24 protein-coding genes are annotated in these 24,566 nt (G+C 63.0%); 12 read left to right on the top strand and 12 right to left on the bottom strand.

Going from position 1 to position 24,566, the window contains the following annotated elements; genetic code table 11:
* Window positions 1-646 precede the first annotated feature (646 nt).
* Together XALGPE39_RS15980 and XALGPE39_RS10375 are read right to left on the bottom strand one after the other, a co-directional pair.
* Window positions 647-796: a hypothetical protein gene (locus XALGPE39_RS15980; protein ID WP_161795340.1), complete on the bottom strand. Its 150-nt coding sequence runs from the start codon at window positions 794-796 to the stop codon at window positions 647-649.
* Window positions 774-1,619, bottom strand: coding sequence for a TrmH family RNA methyltransferase (locus tag XALGPE39_RS10375; RefSeq protein ID WP_045728107.1), 846 nt, complete (start codon window positions 1,617-1,619; stop codon window positions 774-776). The genes XALGPE39_RS15980 and XALGPE39_RS10375 overlap by 23 nt, the downstream gene beginning before the upstream one ends.
* 527 nt (window positions 1,620-2,146) lie before the next feature.
* On the opposite strand from XALGPE39_RS10375, the gene XALGPE39_RS10380 reads away from it, so the two are divergent.
* The 4 genes from XALGPE39_RS10380 to XALGPE39_RS10395 all read left to right on the top strand — a co-directional run bounded on the left by XALGPE39_RS10380 (window position 2,147) and on the right by XALGPE39_RS10395 (window position 6,968).
* Entirely contained in the window at window positions 2,147-3,220 is a 1,074-nt protein-coding gene (locus XALGPE39_RS10380; protein ID WP_235429790.1) for a hypothetical protein, read from the top strand.
* Between the two features lie 326 nt (window positions 3,221-3,546).
* A complete protein-coding gene (locus tag XALGPE39_RS10385) occupies window positions 3,547-4,290 on the top strand; it encodes a polysaccharide deacetylase family protein (RefSeq protein WP_045728108.1) in 744 nt (247 codons plus the stop codon).
* Complete coding sequence (locus XALGPE39_RS10390; RefSeq protein ID WP_045728109.1) at window positions 4,287-5,387, top strand: glycosyltransferase family 4 protein; 1,101 nt, start codon at window positions 4,287-4,289, stop codon at window positions 5,385-5,387. Before XALGPE39_RS10385 ends, XALGPE39_RS10390 begins: the two co-directional genes overlap by 4 nt.
* A gap of 240 nt (window positions 5,388-5,627) precedes the next feature.
* The gene (locus tag XALGPE39_RS10395; protein ID WP_235429791.1) at window positions 5,628-6,968 is read left to right on the top strand and encodes a hypothetical protein; all 1,341 of its coding nucleotides are present in this window, start codon (window positions 5,628-5,630) and stop codon (window positions 6,966-6,968) included.
* A 205-nt stretch (window positions 6,969-7,173) separates the two neighbouring features.
* Here the strand turns inward: XALGPE39_RS10395 and cysN are convergent, their stop codons facing one another.
* The 3 genes from cysN to XALGPE39_RS10410 all read right to left on the bottom strand — a co-directional run bounded on the left by cysN (window position 7,174) and on the right by XALGPE39_RS10410 (window position 10,848).
* Window positions 7,174-9,084 carry a sulfate adenylyltransferase subunit CysN gene (cysN, locus tag XALGPE39_RS10400; RefSeq protein ID WP_045729143.1) on the bottom strand — a complete coding sequence of 637 codons (1,911 nt, stop codon included), beginning with the start codon at window positions 9,082-9,084 and terminating at the stop codon, window positions 7,174-7,176.
* A gap of 5 nt (window positions 9,085-9,089) precedes the next feature.
* Window positions 9,090-10,091 (bottom strand): sulfate adenylyltransferase subunit CysD, encoded by a 1,002-nt coding sequence (cysD, locus tag XALGPE39_RS10405; RefSeq protein ID WP_255352726.1) that lies wholly within the window; start codon window positions 10,089-10,091, stop codon window positions 9,090-9,092.
* 184 nt (window positions 10,092-10,275) lie between these two features.
* Complete coding sequence (locus XALGPE39_RS10410; RefSeq protein ID WP_235429792.1) at window positions 10,276-10,848, bottom strand: hypothetical protein; 573 nt, start codon at window positions 10,846-10,848, stop codon at window positions 10,276-10,278.
* 53 nt (window positions 10,849-10,901) lie between these two features.
* Between XALGPE39_RS10410 and XALGPE39_RS10415 the strand changes: the two genes are divergently transcribed.
* Window positions 10,902-11,459 (top strand): O-acetyl-ADP-ribose deacetylase, encoded by a 558-nt coding sequence (locus tag XALGPE39_RS10415; protein WP_045728113.1) that lies wholly within the window; start codon window positions 10,902-10,904, stop codon window positions 11,457-11,459.
* A gap of 175 nt (window positions 11,460-11,634) precedes the next feature.
* Here the strand turns inward: XALGPE39_RS10415 and XALGPE39_RS10420 are convergent, their stop codons facing one another.
* The 7 genes from XALGPE39_RS10420 to gap form a co-directional block, all read right to left on the bottom strand.
* On the bottom strand, window positions 11,635-12,639 hold the full coding sequence (locus tag XALGPE39_RS10420; RefSeq protein WP_045728114.1) for a class I fructose-bisphosphate aldolase: 1,005 nt from the start codon (window positions 12,637-12,639) through the stop codon (window positions 11,635-11,637).
* Between the two features lie 264 nt (window positions 12,640-12,903).
* Entirely contained in the window at window positions 12,904-13,227 is a 324-nt protein-coding gene (locus XALGPE39_RS16465; protein ID WP_152624882.1) for a hypothetical protein, read from the bottom strand.
* A gap of 70 nt (window positions 13,228-13,297) precedes the next feature.
* Window positions 13,298-13,942 (bottom strand): hypothetical protein, encoded by a 645-nt coding sequence (locus XALGPE39_RS10430; protein WP_045729144.1) that lies wholly within the window; start codon window positions 13,940-13,942, stop codon window positions 13,298-13,300.
* A gap of 687 nt (window positions 13,943-14,629) precedes the next feature.
* Window positions 14,630-16,096 carry a pyruvate kinase gene (gene pyk / locus XALGPE39_RS10435; protein WP_045728116.1) on the bottom strand — a complete coding sequence of 489 codons (1,467 nt, stop codon included), beginning with the start codon at window positions 16,094-16,096 and terminating at the stop codon, window positions 14,630-14,632.
* Window positions 16,097-16,310: 214 nt separating this feature from the next.
* Window positions 16,311-16,961: an HAD-IA family hydrolase gene (locus XALGPE39_RS10440; protein ID WP_045728117.1), complete on the bottom strand. Its 651-nt coding sequence runs from the start codon at window positions 16,959-16,961 to the stop codon at window positions 16,311-16,313.
* Complete coding sequence (locus tag XALGPE39_RS10445; RefSeq protein WP_045728118.1) at window positions 16,958-18,133, bottom strand: phosphoglycerate kinase; 1,176 nt, start codon at window positions 18,131-18,133, stop codon at window positions 16,958-16,960. Before XALGPE39_RS10445 ends, XALGPE39_RS10440 begins: the two co-directional genes overlap by 4 nt.
* Window positions 18,134-18,479: 346 nt before the next feature.
* Window positions 18,480-19,481: a type I glyceraldehyde-3-phosphate dehydrogenase gene (gap, locus tag XALGPE39_RS10450; RefSeq protein WP_045728119.1), complete on the bottom strand. Its 1,002-nt coding sequence runs from the start codon at window positions 19,479-19,481 to the stop codon at window positions 18,480-18,482.
* A gap of 222 nt (window positions 19,482-19,703) precedes the next feature.
* On the opposite strand from gap, the gene XALGPE39_RS10455 reads away from it, so the two are divergent.
* The 7 genes from XALGPE39_RS10455 to XALGPE39_RS10485 all read left to right on the top strand — a co-directional run bounded on the left by XALGPE39_RS10455 (window position 19,704) and on the right by XALGPE39_RS10485 (window position 24,553).
* Complete coding sequence (locus XALGPE39_RS10455) at window positions 19,704-20,516, top strand: S1/P1 nuclease (protein WP_045728120.1); 813 nt, start codon at window positions 19,704-19,706, stop codon at window positions 20,514-20,516.
* A 225-nt stretch (window positions 20,517-20,741) separates the two neighbouring features.
* Complete coding sequence (locus XALGPE39_RS10460) at window positions 20,742-21,110, top strand: rhodanese-like domain-containing protein (RefSeq protein WP_045728121.1); 369 nt, start codon at window positions 20,742-20,744, stop codon at window positions 21,108-21,110.
* A gap of 4 nt (window positions 21,111-21,114) precedes the next feature.
* On the top strand, window positions 21,115-21,465 hold the full coding sequence (locus XALGPE39_RS10465; protein WP_045728122.1) for a metalloregulator ArsR/SmtB family transcription factor: 351 nt from the start codon (window positions 21,115-21,117) through the stop codon (window positions 21,463-21,465).
* The gene (locus tag XALGPE39_RS10470) at window positions 21,462-22,292 is read left to right on the top strand and encodes an MBL fold metallo-hydrolase (protein ID WP_045728123.1); all 831 of its coding nucleotides are present in this window, start codon (window positions 21,462-21,464) and stop codon (window positions 22,290-22,292) included. Before XALGPE39_RS10465 ends, XALGPE39_RS10470 begins: the two co-directional genes overlap by 4 nt.
* 134 nt (window positions 22,293-22,426) lie before the next feature.
* The gene (gene modA / locus XALGPE39_RS10475) at window positions 22,427-23,203 is read left to right on the top strand and encodes a molybdate ABC transporter substrate-binding protein (protein ID WP_082061887.1); all 777 of its coding nucleotides are present in this window, start codon (window positions 22,427-22,429) and stop codon (window positions 23,201-23,203) included.
* An 8-nt stretch (window positions 23,204-23,211) separates the two neighbouring features.
* Window positions 23,212-23,907, top strand: coding sequence for a molybdate ABC transporter permease subunit (modB, locus tag XALGPE39_RS10480; protein WP_045728125.1), 696 nt, complete (start codon window positions 23,212-23,214; stop codon window positions 23,905-23,907).
* Between the two features lie 28 nt (window positions 23,908-23,935).
* A complete protein-coding gene (locus XALGPE39_RS10485; RefSeq protein ID WP_045728126.1) occupies window positions 23,936-24,553 on the top strand; it encodes an ATP-binding cassette domain-containing protein in 618 nt (205 codons plus the stop codon).
* Window positions 24,554-24,566: the final 13 nt, after the last annotated feature.

Genomic DNA, 24,566 nt, shown 5'->3' on the forward strand with positions numbered 1-24,566 from the left:
CCGGGCATCGACTGCTTCAGATTTCAGGAGCAATGGAGCACCTGACGCACACGTCTCGCAATGGTCACAACCAAAATACACAATGCCATGCAGGGTGAGTAGATAAACTCGAACCCCACACCTAGCAACGTAGAGGCATCGTGCCAAGTACCACTGCGGAACGCAGTGGATGGGACGGTTAGTAGGAGATGTATCCCTCCCAAGCGGAGGACTTCAGGCTCTTCTTGGAGGAGAGTAGGTGTTTGATGGAAAAAAGCAGCTTCATGGAGATATCCTCGGTTTGAATGAAGAATTACCTTTACGGCGGCGTGATTGCATCGTTGATTTATATCCGCTGTAAAAATACAGCGGATATGTCAATCAGTACCAGTGCGGCCAAGAGTAGGACTTCAGGCTCTTCTTGGAAGAAATCAGACCTTTGATGGTAAGCATTAGCTTCATAAGCGATATCCTCGTAGCAATAATGGATGACCCTTTCGGGCAAGCGATTACATCGTTTACAACCATATTGACACTGCGCGGGAATCCACTATGTGGCGAAGCCCGCGCTTGAAGCCTACCCCGCCATCGCAGGATGCGCAAACACGAAATCATGCACCTGCGCACAAAATTGCATCGCCATATGCAATCTATTCATGCAATACGCTCAGCGCATGATGAGATGCCGCGCGCGACCGCTGCGGCGAGGAAGTTGAAAAACATCAGATGACGTCAACACCCGCATCGACAACATCGCGACAACATCACAGTCCGCATGTTGCGTGCAGCGCAGCTCAATCGCCTTGTCGTCGATCATTCGGCAACGGGTGACGGCAGCGCCATGCCCCCAGCAACACGGCGGTCGCCGCAGCGACATTGAGACTTTCCACCGCGCCGCTGCCGGGAATCGACAGACGCAGGTCGCAGGCCTGCGCGAAATCGCGATCCATACCATCACGCTCGGCGCCCATCACGTAGATAAGGCGTTGCGGTAACGCGGTGGCGAACAACGCGTCGCCGCCCTCGACCAGCGTCGCCGCCAAAGCAAAATCGGCGTTGCGCAGTTGCGCCGATGCCTGAGTGGGCGCAGGCAAGCGCACCAGCGGCACCGCCTCGGCACCACCCTCGGCGACCCGCGCGGCGGCACCGGACAAGGCCAACATCGCCCCTTCCGGCAACAGAATCGCGGCCGCGCCGAAGTGTGCAGCCGAACGCAGGATGGCACCGAAGTTGTGCGGGTTGCCGACCCCATCCAGCCACAGCGCCAACACTGGACCTGGCGCCAGCGTCTGCAACCAATCTTCCAGGCGCAACGGCGCTTCGCGCAGCACATCGGCAACCACGCCTTCATGGTGCGCACTGGCGGCGAGCTTATTCAGATCGGCCTCGTCCACTACCCGGTAACCGACGCGATGCGCCACGCACCATTTGAGCAACGGCTGCAAGGCGGGAATCCGCGCCTGAGCCAGATACAACTTCCGGATCGCTTCGGGCCGCCGCGCATACACCGCGCGCACGGCATTCAGCCCGTACAAACGCAACTCGTCGCGATGGGCATCGGCCACAGGCTCGGACGCACTGCGCTGCCTCGGTGCAGGTGTCCGCGTGCCACGCGGACGATCACCCCAAGGCGAGCTCATCGGTCAGCACCCGCACGCAACAGCACTCCGACAAAGCAGAGACAACGCGTAAGTAAGCGCATGGCAGCTTCCTGAAAACACAAGGGTCACGCGTCGAATCGACGCCATTGAGTGATTTTCGCGCATCCAGGGCCGGCGGGTCGCATCGGCACGTTCTCGAATCTGGACACTGCGTAAATGGTTACATCGACCCACGCATTTGTCCACAAATTAGACCAAGAAATAAAAAAACATCCACAGTCGTGACCGTGATGCAACTCCAACCTTCGCCAACGATACCGAATTCACCAATTTATCTGTCGAATTTTGACAAGAACGCCACATCGGCACAATTCATCTTCCCCCGCCCATCCATCGACTAGACAGGCATTTATCGAACTGATCTACACCGCTCAACACACTCGTTTTCTCGCACGGCAATTCCGCATCGACGATCCAGCTTGCGCGTGTCGACGCGTCAGCCGAGACCACCAATGCGTGAACTACCGGGAACGCACTTTGCAGGCATTCAATACAAGGCGATTCCAATGACACTCAACACACATTCCACACACTCCGTGGCAGGACGCTATCGCCGTCATCCCAGCGTCGCACTGACGCTTTTACTCGCGCTGCTAGGCCTCAGCAGCGCCAACGCTCTGGCTCAGGATGTACCCGACGCACGCCTGATGCGGGTGGGCGACATGCAAGCCAAGCACAAACCCGCCGGCGTCCCCGACGACTACGTGCAAACTCCGTTCGGCTACTTCCCGCCCGCCTGCGTCCACCACGTCGGCAGCGACGAACGGATCCTGAAAGACGGTAGCGTGCAACACGCCAATGGCGTGCGCGAACAAACCAAAGTCTGCTCCCAGGACAACTTCACCGCCAAAGGCATCCGCGTACACCCGAACGGTCTTGGCCTGGATGGCCGCCAGGTCCGCGGCAGCGCAGCGCTGAGCGCCTCCAAATCGCGCGGCTCGGTGCCGCCACCCACGATCGACCATAGTTGGATCCAGTCGGCCATGGACGTGACCTCTACCAAGATGGGCCGCATCGTCGCGAGTTGGAAAGTGCCGCAGAACCCAACCAACGTCGCTAACCAGACGGTGTACTTCTTCCCCGGCATGCAGAGCGAGGATCCAACAATCCTGCAACCGGTGCTGGGCTACCGGGGCTTCAAAAACGGCTGGGACCTCAGCAGTTGGAACTGCTGCCAGGATGGTACCGTGTGGCACAGCGATTACATTTCGGCCAATGCCGGAGATCAGATCGTGGGCGATACCTATGCCACCTGTAACAACCGCAGTCCCTGCTCGAACTGGAACGTCGACACACGCAACCTCACCAGCGGCCAGAGCGTGCGGCTCAGCACCAATTACGATATCGATTCGGACACGCACCTGGTGGTGGGCGGCGCACTGGAAGTGTATTCGGTGGACAGTTGCGACCAGTACCCACCCGACGGCAGCATCACCTTCAACAAAATCGGCGTGTACGACTACAAGCTACGTCCTGTGCGGTCGCCAGATTGGACTTCCGATACCGACAGTTCCGATCTCGACGTGCAATGCAACTACGATGTGGAAACCACCGCAACCTCGGCCACGATCTACTACTGAGCTTGCGCCTGCGTCGCGCCGCCGCTCTCTGGCGGCGCGACATCCATGGACGCCGACAGATGCGCACGAACAGCAACGCGATCTCGGCAACCGCGCGCTTCACCGCTGCAGGCACAGCACCGGAACCGCCCACACCCGTCAGACGACAATGATACCGGCCATGCTGACTCTGCCATGATGTCGGCGAACGCGCCCATCAGCACATGCGACGCAGGCCGGCAGCAGCGCGCACCACGCGCCATGTAATTGCGCGAACAAACCGTCACGCGCGAGCTGCGCTAAAATCGTCCATTGCCCATTGCGCCCCTGTCACCGAGCCGTTCCAGATGCCTTCCGAGACCACCGCTACGGCCCGCATTCCGATTTTCATGTACCACAACATCGCCGAAGCGCCGCGACACCTACAGGTTTACCGCAGTCTGTACGTGACACCAGCGCGCTTCGCCCGGCAGATGCGCCTGCTGCAGCGACTGGGCTACCGCGGCGTCTCCATGTCCGACGCCATGCCCTACCTGCGTGGCGAGCGCCAAGGCAAGATCGCCGTGATCACCCTGGACGATGGCTATCTCGACAACCTGCACGCGGCGCTGCCGGTGCTGCAACAGCTAGGCTTCACCGCCACCGTCTACATGGTCAGTGGCTGCATTGGCCGCCACAACGTCTGGGACGCGGAGAAACTCGGCATCGAAAAGCCACTGATGAACCTGGACGAGCTGCGCCGCTGGCGCGCTGGCGGCATGGAGATCGGCGCACACACCCGCTCGCACCCACACCTGACCGGATGCAGCGACGCCGCGTTGCGCGAGGAGATCGGCGGCTGCAAGCGCGAGCTGGAAGATCTACTCGGCGAAGCGGTGCCACAATTCTGCTATCCCTATGGCGACATGGACGAGCGCGTCACCGAAGCCGTACGTGCCGCTGGCTATACCGCCGCGACCAGCACTCGCCGGGGCCGCGCCGTGTCGGGGTCCGATCCATGGCGCTACCCGCGCATCCAGGTCGCACGCCACCATCTACTGCCGCACTTCGCGCTGCGTGCACTGACTGCCTACGAGGACCGCCGCGCATGAAATTCCTGTTCGTCGGTACCAACTCTGAGAACACTGGCGCAGCCACGCACTTCGTGGCCCTGGCGCAGGCGCTGGCCGGCGTCGGCCACGACGTGGAAGTGATCGCCTGCGCAGGTGGACTGATCGCCGAGGAACTGCAGCGCAGCGGCATCACCGTGCATCTTGGGCGGTTCCGCAACGTGCTGGACCCCGCCGGTTACGCGCCGCTGTTGCGCGCGGCGCGGCGCAGCAAACCGGATTGGCTGGTCGGCAACTTCGGCAAGGAATACTGGCCGCTGCTGCTGGCTGGGCGCACTCTCGGCATCCGCGTGGCACTGTTCCGCCATCGCACACCGGCGATGAGCGCGCTGTCCGGCTACGCGATCCCGCGTCTGGCGGCACGGTTCTTCGCCGTATCGCACTACGCGCGGCAGGCGTATCTACAGCGCGGCGTACCGGAGGCACTGGTGCAGGTGCTGTACAACCCGGTGAACATGGAGCGACTGCGTCCAGATCCAGTGCGAGGCCAGGCCATCCGCCGCGCGCAGCAATTGCCCGATGATGCCATCGTCCTCGGCTACAGCGGACGCATGCACGCGGGCAAGGGCATCTTCCCGCTATTGCAAGCCGCGTCGGCGGCGATGGCGCTGGAGCCGCGGCTGCATTGCCTGTGGCTTGGCGATGGGCCGGACGCGGCGCAACTGAAGGCGCAGGCCGCCGCTCAGGACGACAGCGCGCGCCATCGCTTCGTCGGCTGGGTCAACGACACAACGCCCTACTACAACGCGATGTCGATGCTGGCGTTTCCGTCGCTGGCGCCGGAAACCTTCGGCCGGGTCTCGGTGGAAGCGCAAGCCAGCGAAGTGCCTGTGCTGGCCAGCGACGTCGGCGGGGTGGCCGAAACACTGGATGCGGGCATCAGCGGCGAACTGCTGCCGCCCGGCGACGTGGACGCTTGGCGCGATGCGATCGTGCGTCTATGCGATACGGCGCGGCGCCAACGCATGGGTCAAGCCGGACGTGCGTTCGTCCAGCGAAACTTCGGCGGCGCGGTGATCGCCGCGCAATTCGTGCAGTTGCTGGAACAGCCGCGCTGCGCTCCACCACCGCGGGCATAGACACAAACGGGCGTAGTTGCGGTGATGCAAATGCCAGCGATTGGGACGCACGCCGTCTCGTTTGCGATGGTCCACAGGTCGCTCGCACGAGGCGACGATTCTCGCTCATCCAGCACCATCGCCGACATCTCTGCGCTCGAATCGGGGCACCACAAAGTGGTTGCATTGACTCGCGTATTTGTCTACAAATAAATCCAAGGAAGAAAGCAACCAACAAGATTCAACTGTGCCGCACTTCCAATGTTTACCGGCCATGCCGAATTCGCAAATGTATTTGCTGAATTTTTACAAGAATGCCAGATCAAAGCGGCACATCGTCGCCACTCCTACAGCCAGCATGCAGGCCACTATCGAGCGAACCTAAAGCACTCAACACCCTCATTTCGCACATGGGAATTCCGCATCCGCGGCCCAACTTGCGCGTATCGACATGCAATCCAGCAGCCGAATACTGGGCCTTCCAAGGACACGCTCGTATTCAGTCACGACAAAGCGATTCCAATGAATCTCAACGCAGATCATCCAACATCCGTGGTACACCGCTGTCGCCACCATATCGACATCGCACTGATTTTTTTACTTGTACTGCTAGGCATTGGCAGCGCCACCAGCACCGCCCTGGCCCAGGAGCATGCACCCGACACACGCCTGATGCGTGTTGCCGACATGCAAGCCAAGCATAAACCCGCCGGCGTCCCCGACGACTACGTGCAAACCCCATTCGGCTACTTCCCACCCGCCTGCGTCCACCACATCAGCAAAGACGAGCGCATCCTCGAAGACGGCAGCGTGCAACACACCAATGGCATGCGCGAACAGACCAAGGTCTGCACCCAGGACAACTTCACCGCCAACGGCACCCGTGTGCGGCCGGACGGCACTGGCCTGGATGGCAGGCAGGTGCGCGGCGACGCCGCGCTGACCGCATCCAAACCTCACCATTCAATACCGCCACCGATTACCGATAGCTGGGTCGCATCAGCCTTTTACCAGACTGGCACCCCGCTCGGCCGCATCGTGGCGAGTTGGAAAGTGCCGCAAAACCCGACTAACGTGGCGCAACAGACGGTGTACTTTTTCCCTGGGATCACGACCGATTATCCGGCCATCCTGCAACCGGTGCTGGCTTACCGCGGCTACGACAACGCCTGGGACCTGAGTAGCTGGAACTGTTGCAAAGACGGCACCGTGTGGCAAAGCGACACCATTGCGGCCAAGACCGGCGATCAAATCGTTGGCGACACCTATGCCACCTGCAACAACCTTAGGCCCTGCTCAAGCTGGAACATCGACACACGCAACCTCACCAGCGGCCAGAGCGTTCGGCTCAGCACGACGTATTACGGCAACTTGAGCATCAGCTCTGCGGTAGCAGGCGCGCTGGAAGTGTATTCGATTGATAGTTGCGACCAGTACCCACCCGACGGCAGCATCACTTTTGACGATATCGGCGTATACGACTACAAATTACGTCGCGTGCACTCTCCGCCATGGACATCCAACAACTACAGTCCCGATCTCGACGTGCAATGCAACTACGATGTTGAGACAACACCCACTTCGGCCACGATCTACTACTGAGTTGGGCCATCCGTCGCGCCGCAGTTGCATGGCGGCGCGCCTTTTATGACGATGGCAATGTGCAAGTGCAAGCTGACATTAGCCAATCCCTCGTGTGCGCGGCCGACACACACCCCACTTGCGCGAAGCAACCGGCTGGATTAAACCCGCGTTATCGCCTGGTCGAACACCGGTAGGCATGGGCCATCATCCCGCACCTGCGCCCTCAATCGTGCGCCTCAAGCCAGGCGAGCACCTGCGCCGCGAGCGCAGACACATCTTCGCCATCGGCATGCAAGTGCAGATCCGGCTGCGCCGGCGGCTCATAGGGCGAGTCAATCCCGGTGAAGTTGGGAATCTTGCCAGCGCGTGCCTTGGCGTACAGCCCTTTGACATCGCGCGCCTCGGCCACCTGTAACGGCACATCGACGAATACTTCGACAAACTCGCCAGGCGCAAAACCTGCCCGCGCCATCTCGCGCTCAGCGCGAAACGGCGAGATGAAACTGACCAACACGATCAGCCCAGCGTCGACCATCAGCCGCGCCACCTCGGCGACGCGACGGATATTCTCCACACGATCCTCGTCGGTGAAACCCAAATCGCGATTGAGCCGATGGCGCACATTGTCGCCATCGAGCAGAAACGTATGCCGACCCTGCGCATGCAAGCGTTTTTCGACCAGATTGGCGATCGTGGATTTGCCGGCACCGGACAGGCCGGTGAACCACAGCACGCGTGGCGTCTGCCCCTTGATCCGCGCACGCGCCGCCTTGTCCACGTCCAGATGCTGCCAGTGCAGGTTGCCGGCGCGGCGCAGCGCGAAGTCCAGAGTGCCTGCGGCGACGGTGGCATTGCTTTGCCGATCGATCAGGATAAAACCGCCGAGCGTGCGATTGCGCTTATACGGGGCGAACGCGACCGGTTGATCCAGCGCCAGATTGCAGTAACCGACCTCGTTGAGTTCCAGACGCTTGGCGGCGAGCCGTTCCTGCGTGTTCACATCGACGCGGTATTTGATCTCGCTGACACTGGCCGACACCGTGCGCGTGCCGATCTTCAACCAGTACGGGCGACCGGGCAGTAATGCGGCATCGTCCATCCACAGCACATGCGCGGCGAACTGATCGGCCACCTCCGGCGGATCCGCCGCTGCGGCAATGACGTCGCCACGGCTGATGTCGATCTCATCGACAAGGGTCAGCGTGACCGCCTGCCCGGCCACTGCACACGCCACCTCAGCCGCACCGATCAACACCTGCGCAACATGGGAACGACGCCCCGACGGCACCACGACCACCGCATCGCCCGGCTTCACCTCGCCCGCTGCCAAGGTACCGGCGAAGCCACGGAACTGGTCATGTGGACGGTTGACCCACTGCACCGGCAGGCGTAACGCGCAATCGGCCTGTTGCGTTTCCAGCTCCAGGCTTTGCAAATGTTCCAGCAACGCCGGACCGTCATACCACGGCATGCGCGCCGAACGCTGCAACAGATTGTCGCCCTCCAGTGCGGACAGCGGAATGCACTGGACCTGATCGATGCCCAGTTGCGCGGCCAACGCCCGGTATTCCACGGCGATGGCCTCGAATGTCTCGCGCGCGAAATCGACCAGATCCATTTTATTCACCGCCAGCACCACATGCCGCAGCCCCAGCAGCGCCACGATATAGCTATGCCGACGGGTCTGGGTCAGCAGCCCCTTGCGCGCATCCACCAGCACCACCGCCAAGTCGGCAGTGGAAGCGCCAGTGGCCATGTTGCGGGTGTACTGCGCATGTCCTGGACAATCGGCAACGATGAACTTGCGCGTGTCGGTATCGAAGTAACGATACGCCACATCGATGGTGATGCCCTGCTCGCGCTCGGCAGCCAAGCCGTCCAGCAACAACGCATAGTCGACCGCCCCGCCGCGCGTGCCATGGCGCTTGCTATCGGCACCGAGCGCGGCAAGTTGATCGTCGAACACCTGCTTGCTGTCGTACAACAGCCGCCCGATCAATGTGCTTTTGCCGTCATCGACACTGCCGCAGGTAATGAAGCGCAACAGTGGCTTGCATTCGTGTCGATGCAGATAGCGCGCGATGTCGGATGCTCCGCCGCCCTCTTCCGGCTCTGTCGCCTGCCCACGCTGCATGCCCATCAGAAATACCCCTCGATCTTCTTCTGCTCCATCGATGCGCCCGGATCCTGATCGATCATGCGTCCCTGGCGTTCGGAGGTGGTGGTCTGCAGCATCTCGGCGATGATCTTTTCCAAGGTATCGGCCTGCGACGCGATGGCACCCGTCAGCGGATAGCAACCAAGTGTGCGAAAACGCACCCGACGTTGCTGTGGCACTTCGCCCTCGCGCAGCGGCAGGCGCGCATCGTCCACCATAATCAGCGCACCGTCGCGTTCCACCACTGGACGCTCGGCAGCGAAATACAGCGGCACCACCGGAATCGCTTCGCGATAGATGTACAGCCAGATATCCAACTCGGTCCAATTGGACAGCGGAAACACGCGCACGCTCTCGCCCGGATGGATGCGCGGGTTGTACAGCGTCCATAACTCCGGACGCTGCTGCTTGGGATCCCAACGTTGGCGCTCATTGCGAAACGAAAACACCCGCTCCTTGGCCCGCGCTTTTTCCTCGTCGCGGCGCGCACCGCCAATGGCGGCATCGCATTGCCACAACGCCAGCGCCTGCTTCAACGCCTGCGTCTTCATCACCTCGGTGTGCACACTGGCACCATGCGTAAACGGGCCGATGTTCTGCGCTACCCCATCGGGATTGATATAGACACGCAGATCCACTCCGGTCTCGGCGGCACGGCGATCACGAAAGGCGATCATCTCGCGGAATTTCCAGCGCGTATCCACGTGCAGCAATGGAATCGGTGGCGGCGCTGGCGCGAAGGCCTTCAACAGCAGGTGCAACAGCACCGAACTGTCCTTGCCCACCGAATACAGCAGCAGCGGGTTACGGAATTCGGCCGCCACCTCGCGCAAGATGTGGAGACTCTCGGCCTCGAGCCGATCGAGGTGGGACAGGACGCAAGCACTCATCGCAACGAAGTCACATGCAGTGGAAGGCCGAAGCGCAGAGTAACAGCGTGGACGATGCGTGGGGCTGGACAGGGTTTTGACCCGCCCCCTCAACCCAACCGCTACTCAGGGCGAGGGGACATCGATATCTCAAGGCCGGCACGACTGTGCGAGCTTGCCAAGCGTAGCGAATCGGGTCATCAGGGCCGGCTCCAAACCGCTGCCGACCTTGCTCGCCTTGCCAGTGGACTCGGCAGCACGCAGGCATGCGAGGCACGTCATACCTGATGCAGTCTCACTAGCGATACAGCCACCAGGCCGCGCCGGCAACTGCACATAGCAACCCCAGCATGGCCCAGCACCAGACACTGACGCGATTGCCAGCAACCACCGCGCGCCCAGTGCCCACTGACAACTCCAAACGATGATAACGTTCGACCCTTGTGATCGCCTCACGCAGCGGCATCTGCGGATAGTGGTCAAAAATTAGCCTAGCCACTTTATGCCCCTCGCCGCAGTGCAACGCCATTTCACTCGTCGCTGGCAGGCGCGGCGCGGTCGCACTGTTCATCGGGTGTTCGCTCGCATGCTTGTTTTTGTCGACAACCACGGACACATCAGCCCTGGCATAACGAGCGAGCAGTTGCGTGACCACCTGCTCCGCATCAGCATGCAACCATGACTCGACCTGCAACTTCGCACTGTGCAGATCCATGTTGCGGTGGGTACGCAATAGCTTGATCGCCTGAATGATCTTGCCACGCGCCAAGGCATCGGCGACAAGTGGCGGCGGCAGGTTTCGGTTCATGTCGCAGATGTTGAGATGGCGATGCGACAGTCTTGCCCTTGGCAAGTTAAGCGGCCGTGGCAACGGAAGATCGCAACCTCACACTTCCATCATTCGACCCCCATAAAGATTCCTGCATGAAGATCGATATTTGGCAAGGCGACATCACCCATCTGGACGTGGACGCTATCGTCAACGCCACCAACGAATCACTGCTCGGAGGCGACGCAGTGAACGATGCGATTCACCGTGCCGCAGGCGCGGAGCTGCTGGAGGAATGTCGGCGGCTACCGGAACTCAAGCCAGGCATACGCTGCCCGGCCGGTGAAGTACACGCCACGTCCGGCTACCGGCTCAAAGCGCGGTATGTGCTGCATACGGTCGGCCCAGTCTGGCGAGATGGCCTGCACGACGAACCAGCGTTGCTCGCCAACTGCTACTGGCGTGCTCTGCGCCTAGCCGAGCAGATGGGCCTGGAGTCGGTCGCGTTCCCCCCGATCAGTTGCGGCACCGCTGGCTACCCGCTGCACCAAGCAGCACGCATCGCGGCGACCGAGACCGACGCCTGGCGGCGCACGCATGCCTCGCCCAAGCGCATCATCCTGGTGACCTACGATGCGACAACCTACAAGGCCTATCAGCAAGCCATGGCCCAGATCACGATGCAGCAAACGGGTCAGGCGCAGGTCGCCTGAACCCGCGCCATAGCGAGGAATGCCGTAACCCATCGCACAGCAAACCGACACCGCAACAACTTCAGTGTCCGTATCGAACGGCCAATGCCAAAGTGCACAGCACACAGGCATGGCACACACCGATCAAAAAGAACGCAGGCCATCGCCGTGTGATGCGCACTGGGCGAACGCGACCTCAGCCCCGCCACTTACCCAGTGCGGCCAGGCTGTTTTCCTTGGCCCGTTCATACACCACCTGCTGTGCCTTGGCGACATTGCCCTTGATGTCACGCGACCACAGCTTCAAGGCGGCCTGCTGCATCGCACGACCATACGAGAAACTCAACGGCCACGGCAGCGATCCAAGCTGATTCATGGCATTGAGATGTGCGGTGGATTGCTCGTCGGTTTGCCCGCCAGAGAGAAACACGATGCCCGGCAGAATCGCCGGCACGGTGCTCTTGAGGCACATCACCGTGGACTCGGCCACTTCCTCGACGTCGGCCTGCTCTTCGCAGCCCTTGCCCGCGATCACCATCGACGCTTTCAGAATCGTGCCTTCCAGGACTACGTTCTGCTCGTACAGCGCACCGAACAGCGCGCGCAGCGTGGCCTCGGTGACTTCGTAGCAAGTCTCGATGTCGTGGTCGCCGTCCATCAGTACTTCCGGCTCCACCATCGGCACCAGACCCTGCTCCTGGCACAAGGCCGCATAGCGCGCCAGCGCATGCGCGTTGGTTTCGATACACACGCCGGAAGGGATGTCCTCGCCGATGGTGATGACCGCCCGCCACTTGGCGAAGCGCGCACCGAGCGCGTAGTACTCCTGCAGGCGCGCGCGCAGGCCATCCAGACCTTCGGTAATCAGCTCACCCGGCATGCCGGCCAGCGGATACGTGCCATTGTCGACCTTGATACCCGGGATCAGGCCGTGCTCGGCCATGTACTTGGGAAACGGCACGCCGGCCTTGGTCTTCTGACGGATCGTCTCGTCGTACAGGATGGCGCCGGAAATGTGCTCGCTCAGTTTCGGCGTGGTCAGCAACAGTTCGCGATAGGCCCGACGATTTTCCTCGACATTCTCGATGCCAACGCTGGCAAAGCGCTTGGCGATGGTGCTGGTGGATTCGTCGATCGCGATGATGCCCTTACCCTGGGCAACCATCGCCTGAGCGGTTTCGGCAAGCTGTTCGATGCTCATGGGATTCCTGCGATACGGGGGAAGGCCCAGTATATCCCGGTCACTCGCAGCGATTCGGCACTTGCGCATTGGCATTGGCACTGGCAACGCTCGACCACAGCATCGCGCCGTTTCTCGACAGGCCACACATCCATCAGCGCGATACGCCCACCCAGTACGTCGCATCGGCCATCGACGCCAGATCGACGTAGTGCGCATGGTCGATCTGGTCGGCGCAATGGCCTAGCTCTTTGTTGCTCAATCCTGGGGCGCAAGCGCCCAGCTTCACCGCGTCGCAGCAGGTGTAGGCGTAACAGGTGTCTGCGGAGACACCTGTGTCGATGGGCCGCCCGCGCCCAATCCTTTCGGGAATGCCATCGGGCAGACCGTTGCATACAACGCCGAGGAGACCGCGTTGTAACAGTACGAATTGGTGACGACGAATGCGCCAGTGGCCGCATCGACCGGCGCCCAGCAATCCTGCGGCACACCAAGCGTGCAAAACAGGAAGGGATTGTTGTCGTAGTAAGGAATGACAACGTACTGGGCCGAGGCCTGCATGGAAACCGTACACAAGCACAACGCAGCAAACCATCCATACGATTTCATCGCGCGCTCTCCTCGGTTGGGGCCATTTACTTCTGCGTATAAAATGAGCGAGACGTCGACAAGGTCGCCATCAATGCGACAACGCCGCTGCAAGCGTGCCCGCCTGGACCACCTGCCCGATCAATTTTTTTCCATCGTCGCCATTCATTGCCTTGCGCGACAGCCGCCCCTGATCGTCCTTGAGCGCGAGGATGTAGGTATCGTATGCCTTCATCTCGGCCTGCCAGTAGTTCAGGTCCATGGCGTTCTGCGCGACGAAGCGCTGGGTCTCGTTGTCATTGGCCGCCAAAGCGCCCTGAGCGGACCCCACACTGTCGCGCTGGGCCTGCAACTGTTTGAACTGCTCGTTGCGCTGCATCAGGCGTTTGAGCATTCGCACAGTTTCGTTGTACTGGGCGTTCTGCGCCAATACGATACGTCCGCATACTTTGGTCTGCTCGTCCACCGCGTTGCCGCTATTCGTGTTGGCCGCGATCGAAGTGAACTTCTGCAGCAGACCCGATATTCCGCTCTGGCTGGCACCGGGGCAGCTATCCGCTAGACCGTAGTCCGACGGGCGCTCGGGAAAGCTGTCTGGCATGGTGGAATCACCGAAATTCAGCCGCGGTAAATTGATGAGCTGCTGTTGGTAATGATCCAACTCTTTCTGATACTGGTCGAGCGTCCCACTCCAGCGGGCAGCCTGATTGGCATATTCTTCCATGGACTTCGCCATGGAGGCCGGGTCATTGACGATCCACTGGGCATTGGCCGGCCCGGCCATCAATCCAACGGCAAGCAACAGCCAGGCGAACAAGCGCAATTGACGGAAAAGACGGAAATAGGCGCTCATGACGAATCTCGGCAAGTCTTGTTCGGTAATAAAGGCACGCGGAACAGATGACAGCGGGATCCGATGCGCAGGGAAAACCGGCGACAAAGCCCCCCTATTGTGCGCAACGAAAACGCGGGAAATCTCCCAGGGTTCGTGAGAACCGCAGGAAAGCGACCGACCGTGTGATCCGCTGGGCGCATCGTCCCTGATCTGCGTATGAGGCAGCGTGAAAGAACTTTGGCATAGCCCTTGCTGAATTTCCACTGCACGGCACGACAGCGCAGCGGCTACGCGCACGCCCCGCCTTAATTCACCTAGTTCTAGAGCGCGAGGTAGGAAAACCCCTACCCTCTATCGCGGGGTTTCCCGATCAGCCCGCCCATTGTTGGCGTCGGCTCCTGCGCAACAGCATCGCCCGTCCAGTGCCGGAGGAATCCTCGGCTCGACTACCGTTACCCACATCCGCCCGACACATAGACTCGCGTCGGCACTCGGGAAAGCAACCCGCTACAGGCGGCTTAGGAAAGAACCCGCGCGACGCTGGAAACGTCACGCGGGCGGACCGCGCCCGTAGGCGCGGCGGCGCGATTACAGATCGCCCAGACCGGTGGCGTTGCCGTCCGCACCGACTTCGAGCAGGCGCAGCGTATTGGTCGCGCCATGGGTTTCCATGTGCTCGCCGCTGGTGAACACCACACGGTCACCCGGAGCCAACAGGCCGGCATCGACCAGCAGGCGGATGGCACCGCGTGCCGCTTCGCGCGGGGTCAGGCCACGGCTGTCGAAGTTGATCGGGAATACGTCACGCATCATTGACATGTGCCGGCGCGCGCCATCGTGGCGGGTGACCGCGAAAATCGGCGCCTTGGCGCGGAAGCGCGAGAGATAGCGCGGCGTTCCGCCAGACTCGGTCATCGCCACGATGGCGCGCACGCCCACGTGCTGGGACAGGAACATCGTCGCCATCGCGATGGCCTGGTCGGCGCGCTCCAAGTTGCGCGGGGCCATGCCGAAGTCGGTCTCGGTCTCGAACTGGCGCTCGGCGCCCAGGCAGATGCGCGCCATCGCCTCGACCGCGCGGATCGGATAGGCGCCGGCGGCGCTTTCGGCCGAGAGCATCACCGCATCGGTACCGTCGATCACCGAGTTGGCGACGTCCAGCACTTCGGCGCGGGTCGGGATCGGGCTTTCCACCATCGACTGCAACATCTGCGTGGCGGTGATCACCACTTTGTTCTGCGCCAGCGATTCACGGATGATCTTCTTCTGCAGACCGGGCAACTCGGCGTCGCCGATCTCCACGCCCAGGTCGCCGCGCGCGACCATGACCACGTCCGAGGCCTCGACGATCTCGGTCAGGTTCTCGATCGCTTCGGTGCGCTCGATCTTGGACACCAGCAGCGCATCGCAACCGTGGGCGCGGGCGATCCGTCGGGCATCGTTCATGTCTTCGGCATTTCGGCAGAACGACACCGCGATGAAGTCCACGCCGATCTTGGCGACGATAGCGATCAGTTCCTTGTCGCGTTCGGTCAACGCGCCCAGCGACAACCCGCCGCCCTGCTTGTTCAGCCCCTTGCGGTCGGACAGCACGCCATCGTTGAGGACGCTGGTGACGATGCGCTCGCCCTGCACGTCAGTCACCTGCAACTGCACCAGACCATCGTCCAACAGCAGCACATCGCCCGGGGCCACGTCCTGCGGCAGTCCGAGGTAGCTCACGCCCACCTGGGTGGCGTCGCCCGGCGCGGCATTGGGGTTGGCGATCAGGTCGAAGCGCGCGCCAAGCTTCAGCGAGACTTTGCCTTCGGCGAAGCGCTCGATGCGGATCTTCGGGCCGGGCAAATCGGCGAGGATGCCGATCTCGGCACCGACGCGCGCGGCGGCAGCACGCACCGCGTCGGCGCGCTTGGCCTGACCGGAAGGGTCGCCGTGGCTGAAATTCAACCGCACCACGTTGACGCCGGCGCGGAACAGATCCTCGAGCACGCCGGGCGGGTCGGTGGCCGGGCCAAGGGTGGCGAGAATTCTAGTACGGCGCTGGCGTTCGGTCATGACGGCATCCTTCGGAAAAGCATTCAAAGCTAGCACACACACTCATCACACAGAATGTCATTGTGTCATGGTCGCCCGTACACCCCGGCATGACATGCACACCATGCGCAGCAGTATGCAGCCGCGCATGCGCCGAACGGCTTAGCTCGCGCGCTGCAAACAGGCCGGTACGGGGCGTCACCCCACGCCGCATCCAGCCCGATGTCCGCCGCGCTCAGGCCGTGGCGAGCGTCGGCAAATGCGCAGGCGTCGGCGCCAACGCGTCGGCCCCAGCCCGACGCAGTTCGTCCGCGTCGCCGAAGCCCCATAGCACACCGATGCTGCGCATGCCGTGGTGGCGCGCGCCCTCGATATCCATGCGGCGGTCGCCGATCATGCGGCACTGCGCCGCGGGCACGTCCAGCCGCTGCAACGCCTCGGCAATCAAGTCCGCCTTGAAGCGGCGCTGCCCGTCGTCGCTGGCGCCGACCACCTCAGCGAAATGATCGCCAAATGGCAGGTGCGCGACGATACGTTGCGCGAACCGCTGGTTCTTGGACGTCACCACCGCCAGCCGGTGACCGGCCGCGCGCAACGCGTTCACCGCCATGGCGATGCCATCGAACACCTGCAGTTCGCGCCAGCCTTGCGCATCGTAGCGCGCCCGGTACAGCGACAGCGCCTGCTCCACCAACGCCTGGTCAGCATGGAAGTGCTGATGGAAGCTGTCGCGTAGCGGCGGCCCGATCCAATCGCGTAACTGCGCCAACTCCGGCGGCGCACGCCCCATGACGGCGAAGGCATGGCGAATACTGCCGACGATGCCAGCCTGCGAATCGACCAGCGTGCCATCCAGATCGAAGAACAGGGTATCGATGCCGCTCAACCGCCACGCGCCTGCAACGCGGCAACTGCGGGCAGGGTCTTGCCTTCCAAAAACTCCAGGAATGCGCCACCGCCGGTGGAGATGTAGCTCACCTGCTCGGCAATGCCGTACTTGTCGACCGCGGCCAGGGTGTCGCCACCGCCGGCGATGGAGAAGGCACGCGAGGCGGCGATGGCGTGCGCCAAGGTCTGCGTCCCCTTGCCGAACGCGTCGAACTCGAACACGCCGACCGGACCGTTCCAGACCACGGTACCGGCCTTGGCGATCAACTCGGCGTAGTGCGCGGCCGTCTGCGGGCCGATGTCCAGGATCAGGTCGTCGTCGGCGACGTCGGTGACGGCCTTCACCGTGGCCGGAGCATCCGCCATGAACTGCTTGGCGACCACCACGTCGCTGGGCAACGGGATCGCTGCGCCACGCGCGTTGGCGTCGGCGACGATCTTGCGCGCGGTGTCGAGCAGGTCCGGCTCGCACAACGATTTGCCCACCGAGTGTCCGGCGGCGGCAATGAAGGTGTTGGCGATGCCGCCGCCGACGATCAGTTGATCGACCTTGTTCACCAGGTTCGAGAGCAATTCCAACTTGGTCGAGACTTTACTGCCAGCAACAATCGCCAGCAGCGGCTTGGCCGGATGCTGCAACGCCTTGGCCAAGGCGTCCAACTCGGCCATCAACAGCGGACCACCCGCCGCGACCGGGGCGAACTGGATCACGCCATGGGTCGAGGCTTGCGCGCGATGCGCGGTACCGAAGGCATCCATCACGAACACGTCGCACAGCGCCGCGTATTTCTTCGCCAGCGCGGGGTCGTCCTTGCCTTCGCCGACGTTCATGCGGCAATTCTCCAGCAATACGATCTGCCCCGGCTGCACGTCCACGCCATCGACCCAATCACGCAGCAGCGGCACATCCACGCCCAGCAGCGCGGCCAGACGCGTGGCGACAGGCTCCAGCGAATCATCCTGGGTCCACACGCCTTCCTTGGGCCTGCCCAGGTGCGAGGTCACCATCACTGCCGCGCCCTGTTGCAGCGCGTGCTTGAGGGTCGGCACCGAGGCCAGGATGCGTTGTTCGGAGGTGATCTGGCCGTTGTCGATCGGCACGTTCAGATCTTGCCGGATCAGTACGCGCTTGCCGGACAGATCCAGATCGGTCATTCGCAGGATGGACATGTGGTTACTCGCTATCGTGAGGTTGCAAGGGGAAAAGCGTGCCATTGACGCAGCAAGACGGCGGGAAGCGGTTGCGGGACGTTGCATCAATGGCCGCGCGGTGACGAGGCAATCACCGTATTGTCAGGTGTCGGCTGCGCAGCGGCAAATCGGCGCGTTGCGGGGGATTGGCCGACGTGCGCAAACCATGGGTTTGCAGCACGTGCACACGTCGCTGTCGCGCTCCAGCGCTCGGGCGAGGATTCACCGCCACAGCACCATCGCCCACCCCACCTCTCGACGCATCGCGACAGCCACAAAAAAAGCGCCGAACGGCGCTTCTTTTGCGTGCGACTTGTCGGGCGCGTTACTTCGCCACGACCTTGACCATTTCCAGGCACTTGTTGGAATAACCCCACTCGTTGTCGTACCACGACACCAACTTGACGAAGGTGGAATCCAGGGCGATGCCCGCGTCGGCGTCGAAGATCGAGGTGCGCGCATCGCCACGGAAATCCGTCGCCACGACCTTGTCCTCGGTGTAACCGAGAATGCCCTTCAACGCGCCTTCGCTCTGCGCCTTCACCTCGGCGCAGATCTCGGCGTAGGTGGCCGGCTTTTCCAGTTCGACCGTGAGATCGACCACCGACACATCCGAAGTCGGCACGCGGAAGCTCATGCCGGTGAGCTTCTTGTTCAACTCAGGAATCACCACGCCGACCGCCTTGGCCGCGCCGGTGCTGGACGGAATGATGTTCTCCAAAATGCCACGGCCACCGCGCCAATCTTTGTTGCTGGGGCCATCCACGGTCTTCTGCGTGGCGGTGGCGGCATGCACGGTGGTCATCAGGCCGCGCTTGATGCCCCATTTGTCGTTGATCACCTTGGCCAGCGGCGCCAGGCAGTTGGTGGTGCAACTGGCGTTGGAGACAATGGCCTGACCGGCGTAGCTGTTGTGGTTCACGCCGAACACGAACATCGGCGTATCGTCCTTGGACGGCGCCGACAGGATCACCTTCTTGGCGCCGGCGTCCAGGTGTTTCTGCGCGGTCTCTTTGGTCAGGAACAGGCCGGTGGATTCGATCACCACCTCGGCACCGACCTCGCCCCACTTCAGCGCGGCCGGATCGCGCTCCTGGGTCAAACGGATTTTCTTGCCGTTGACCAGCAGATAATTGCCCTCGACCGCGACCTGGCCCGCGAAACGGCCATGCACCGAATCGTACTGCAGCATATAGGCGAGGTAATCCGGTTCGAGCAGGTCGTTGATGGCGACGATCTCGATGTCGCTGCCGAAATTCTGTACAGCCGAGCGCAGCACATTGCGTCCGATGCGACCGAAACCGTTGATACCGACCTTGATTGCCATTTCAGAACTCCTGCTGCCGCGTCTGCCGCGGCGGGTGAAAGAGAGAGGGAGCGCATTCTAGCAGGCCCGCCGCAGCACGCCGGACACACGGGTTTGGGAAGGCGCTCCACCTCGCGGGCACCGACATCGCCATCACTGCCGTTGTGGTGGCGACTGAGCGGCCACGCAACGACAACGCGACGCAGCATGGCAAGGGCATCCTCACCGGCTAGACTGCGCATCATGACGTCACACGCGTTTTTTCGGACCGCGTTCGCCGCGGCACTCGCTTTGATACCAGCGTCCGCCTTCGCTTGGGGACCACTGGGTCACCGCCTGATCGCCGACCTCGCCGAGACCCAACTCACTGCGCAGACCCGCACACACATCCGCACCCTGCTGCAAGGCGAAGCCGAGCCAACGCTGGCCGGTGTCGCCAATTGGGCCGACCAGATCCGCGAACAGGATCCGGACCTGGGCAAACGCAGCGCGCGCTGGCACTACGTCAACCTGGGCGAGCACGATTGCCACTACGTGCAAACCCGCGATTGTGCCGATGGCAACTGCGTAGTCGAAGCACTGCGCCGCCAGAGCGCGATCCTCGCCGACCGCAGCCAAACACCGGCAGCACGCGCGCAGGCACTGAAGTTCGTGGTGCATTTCGCCGGCGACGTACAGCAACCGTTGCACGCCGGCTATGCCCACGACAAAGGTGCCAACACCGTGCAAATCCAGTTCAACGGCAAAGGCACCAATCTGCACGCGCTATGGGACAGCGGCTTGCTGGACAAGCGCGGCCTGAGCGAAGCGGCCTATCTGACACAATTGGAAGCACAGCCGCTGCCGCCGCCATCGCCCACCGCCCCCGTGTTACCGCCAGCAGCCGCAACCTGGGCCGAAGCCTCGTGCCGGATCATGCAACGCCCAGGCTTCTACCCACCCAGCGCGACCCTGCCAACGGACTACGTGACAACCTGGCGTCCAGTCGCCGAGGCCCAGTTGCGCCAGGCCGGTGCTAATCTGGCCGCGCTCTTGAACGCTGCACTGGGCGAATAAGCACAGTCCTGCAAGCGCCGTACAACCCCGGCGAACTGCGGCGTCGAACGCGACAGCCCATGACAGCGGCAACAGCGAAGAATCCGCTGCTCCATCGCGCGCCCCATGCCTGAGCGAAGGTATGGCATCAACGCGTCTGGCTGCGCGATAGATTCAGAATTTCTTACATTAGAAACGACTGATATAATCCACAGCTCGTCTCTTCTCCCATCCAAGTCCCCACCCATGCCCGCCTCCTCCGCCCAGGCCCTGGTAGACCGCGCGTGCGCGCAGGTCCACGACCTCCCCCTCCATGCCGATCCCGCCGCCATGCCGCTGCCCGGCGAATGGATCATCGACGTGCGCGAACCCGGCGCGTTCGCCATCGGCCACATTCCCGAGGCGATCAACATCCCGCGCAATATCCTCGCATTCCGTCTCGACAGCGATCCGGCGCTGCCCCGGCAGGATCAGCCGATCCTGCTGTACTGCGCCAGCGGCGGCCACTCCACACTAGCGGCAGTGAGCCTGCGGCAACTGGGTTACCGCGCGGTGCGCGCACTACCCGGTGGCTTTCTCGGCTGGACCGCCGCCGGCAGGCCGGTCGATTTCTGAGCCGATGCCGCGCCATGCGATGCCCCTGCTGGATCCACTCGCGATCGGTGCACACGCCAGCGAGGCCGCACACCTGCTGAAGGCACTCGGGAACGAGAAGCGGCTATTGCTGCTATGCCTGCTGCTGGATCGCGAACAATCAGTCGGCGAACTCAATACGCGGGTGCAACTGAGCCAGTCGGCGCTATCGCAACACCTGGCATTACTGCGCGAGGACGGTCTGGTGCAGACACGCCGCGACGGACAGACGATCTACTATTCGCTGGTGCCCGGTCCGGCGCGGCGCATCCTTGAGGTGCTGCACGGCATCTACTGCGGCGCCGCTCTTCCTACCGCCAGCAGGACCAGCCCATGAGCCAACACCCGCGTGTCCATGCGTTCCACCATGCCGGATCCGGCACCTGGAGCTATGTGGTCGAGGACGGCCATGCAGCGGCGGTGATCGACCCGGTGCTGGAGTTCGATCCAGCCACCGGCACCGCGCACGACGGACCGGCACACGCCCTCGCCGACTGCCTCGCCGAACGCGCGCTGCACCTGCACTGGATCCTGGAAACCCACGCGCATGCCGACCACGTCTCCGCCGCGCAGTGGTTCAAGCAGCACTGGCCGCAGGCGACGCTGGCAATGGGCGATGGCATCCGTCAGGTGCGTGCGCACTTCGCGCCGCAGTTCGGACTGGCCGAAGACGCCGACACACACTGCGGCTTCGACCATCTGTTCGCTGACCGCGAACGTTTCGCGATCGGCCACCTACAGGCGCAGGTGATCGCGATCCCCGGCCATACCAGCGACAGCGTTGCCTATCTGATCGGCGATGCACTGTTTCCCGGCGACTCGCTGTTCATGCCCGACAGCGGCACCGCCCGCTGCGACTTCCCCGGCGGCGATGCCGCGACGCTGTACCGCTCGATCCGCGCCTTATACGCGCTACCGGACAGCACGCGCGTGTTCGTGTGCCACGACTACGGCCCCGGCGGTCGCGCGGTCGCGTGCGAAACCAGCATCGGTGCGCAGCGTCGCGACAACATCCATGTGCGCGACGGGATCAGCGAAGCGCAGTTCATCGCGCTACGTCAGGCACGCGATGCGACGTTGGCCGAACCACGACTGATGCAGCCGTCGATCCGCGCCAATATCCAGGCCGGTCGCACCGACGGCCTCGCCCCAACGGCGGAATGAAGGCGCTAGGATGCCGGCATGCGTCGCTCCTGCCCTGCCCTCAGCCACCACGCGATTCGCCGCCTGCGCGCCTGCGCGCAGCGGCCAGTGGCTGACGTGACCGCCGCGACACCATCGGTATGTTTCCCGTGCCCATGACGCGACGCCACCTGCTGTGTCTGTGCGCGCTCATCGCGATCACGCTCGCCATCGCGCCCGTGTCGGCGCAACCCCCGTTGACCGTGTTCGCCGCATCCAGCTTGAAGGAATCCATGGACGAGGTCGCCACCGCCTACGAGCACGCGACCGGCACCCCGGTGCAAGTCGCCTATGCGGCCAGTTCGACGCTGGCGCGGCAGGTGGAACAAGGCGCGCCAGCGGACGTGTTCGTTTCCGCCGATCAGGCATGGATGGACGAGCTGCAACAACACCGGCTGATCGATCCGACGCAACGCCGCAATTTGCTCGGCAACAGCTTGGTGCTGGTGTCGCCATTGGGCAGTGCGGTCAAGATCGACCTGCGCCAGCCCGGCGCCATCGCCACCGCGCTCGGCGCGCAGGGACGTCTGGCGGTCGGCCAGACCGAGAGCGTGCCGGCGGGCAAGTACGCACGCGCCGCGCTACGCGCACTCGGCCAGTGGGATAGCGTGCACGCGCGTCTGGCCGAAACCGACAACGTGCGCAGCGCGCTGATGCTGGTCGCGCATGGCGAGGCACCGCTGGGCATCGTGTACGGCTCCGATGCGCAGGCCGAAGCAACGGTACGGGTGGTGGCGACATTCCCTGCCGAGAGCCACGCGCCGATCGTGTATCCGGTGGCACCGCTGCGCGCCAGCACGCAGCAGCCGGCCGCCAGCGCGTTCGTGCACTGGATGAGCACGCCACCGGCGCAGGCAATCTTCCGCCGCCATGGCTTCACCCTGGCGCACTGAGTCCGCCCTTGTTCGCGTTCACTACGCAAGAACTGGCCGCCATCGCACTGAGCGTGAAGGTCGCACTGGTCGCGGCCTTGGCGAGCCTGCCCTTCGCCGTGGCCTGCGGCTGGCTACTGGCGCGTCGCCGTTTTCCCGGCAAAGCGCTGCTGGATGCGCTGCTGCATCTGCCCCTGGTGATGCCGCCAGTCCTCACCGGCTATGCGCTGCTGTGCGTGTTCGGGCTGCATGGACCCGTCGGCGCCTGGCTGTTCGCGCACCTGGGCGTGCAGTTTGCGTTCCGTTGGACCGGCGCGGCGCTGGCCAGCGCGGTGATGGGCTTTCCGCTGATGGTGCGCGCCATCCGCCTGGCCTTCGCATCCACTGACCGACGTCTGGAAGCGGCCGCCGCCACACTCGGTGCCGGACCGTGGCGGGTGTTTTTCAGCATCACCCTGCCGCTGGCGTGGCCGGGCGTGGTCGCCGGCAGCGTGCTCGGCTTCGCCAAGGCATTGGGCGAATTCGGCGCCACCATTACCTTCGTCGCCAATATTCCCGGGCAAACCCAGACCCTGGCCTCGGCGATCTACGGCCTATTGCAGGTCCCCGGTGGCGAGACCGGCATCTGGCGGCTGGCGATGGTGGCACTGGCGATCTCGCTGGCCGCGCTGCTGGTATCCGAATGGCTGGTGCAGCGCCAACGTGCACCGGAGCAGGACGCATGAGTCGTCTTCGCAACGAACGCCAAGCGCGATGCTGAGCCTGCACCTGCACCTGCAACGCGGGCACTTCGAGCGACACGTGCGCATCGAAGAACAGGCACGCGCCATCGCGTTGATCGGCCCATCCGGTGCCGGCAAGACCAGCATATTGAACGCCATTGCCGGCGTACTGCGTCCGCGCAGCGGGCGCATCGTCCTGGATGGACGCGTGCTCTACGACAGCGCCAACGGCATCGACCTGCCCGCGCACCGACGCCGTATCGGCTACGTTTTTCAGGACGCACGCCTATTCCCGCACATGGACGTGCGCCGCAATCTCGACTACGGCCGCCATCAGCGCGCGCAGATGCCGCGCTTCATGTTGGACACCGTCGTCGATCTACTGGACATTGGCGCGTTGCTGGCGCGGCGGCCGGATACCTTGTCCGGCGGCGAGGCGCAGCGCGTGGCCATCGGGCGCGCCTTGCTCTCGCAGCCGACGATCCTACTGTTGGACGAACCGCTCTGCGCGTTGGACGCCGAACGCCGCAACGCACTGATTCCCTACCTGCAACGCGTGCGCGACGATATGCGCCTACCGCTGCTATACGTCAGCCACCAGAGCGAGGATGTGGCGCGCATCGCCAATGCGCTGCATCGGCTGGATTAGCCGCAGCGCCTGC

It is taken from the genome of Xanthomonas sp. GPE 39 (genome assembly GCF_000963005.1).
In the GTDB taxonomy this organism is placed as follows: Bacteria; Pseudomonadota; Gammaproteobacteria; order Xanthomonadales; family Xanthomonadaceae; genus Xanthomonas_A.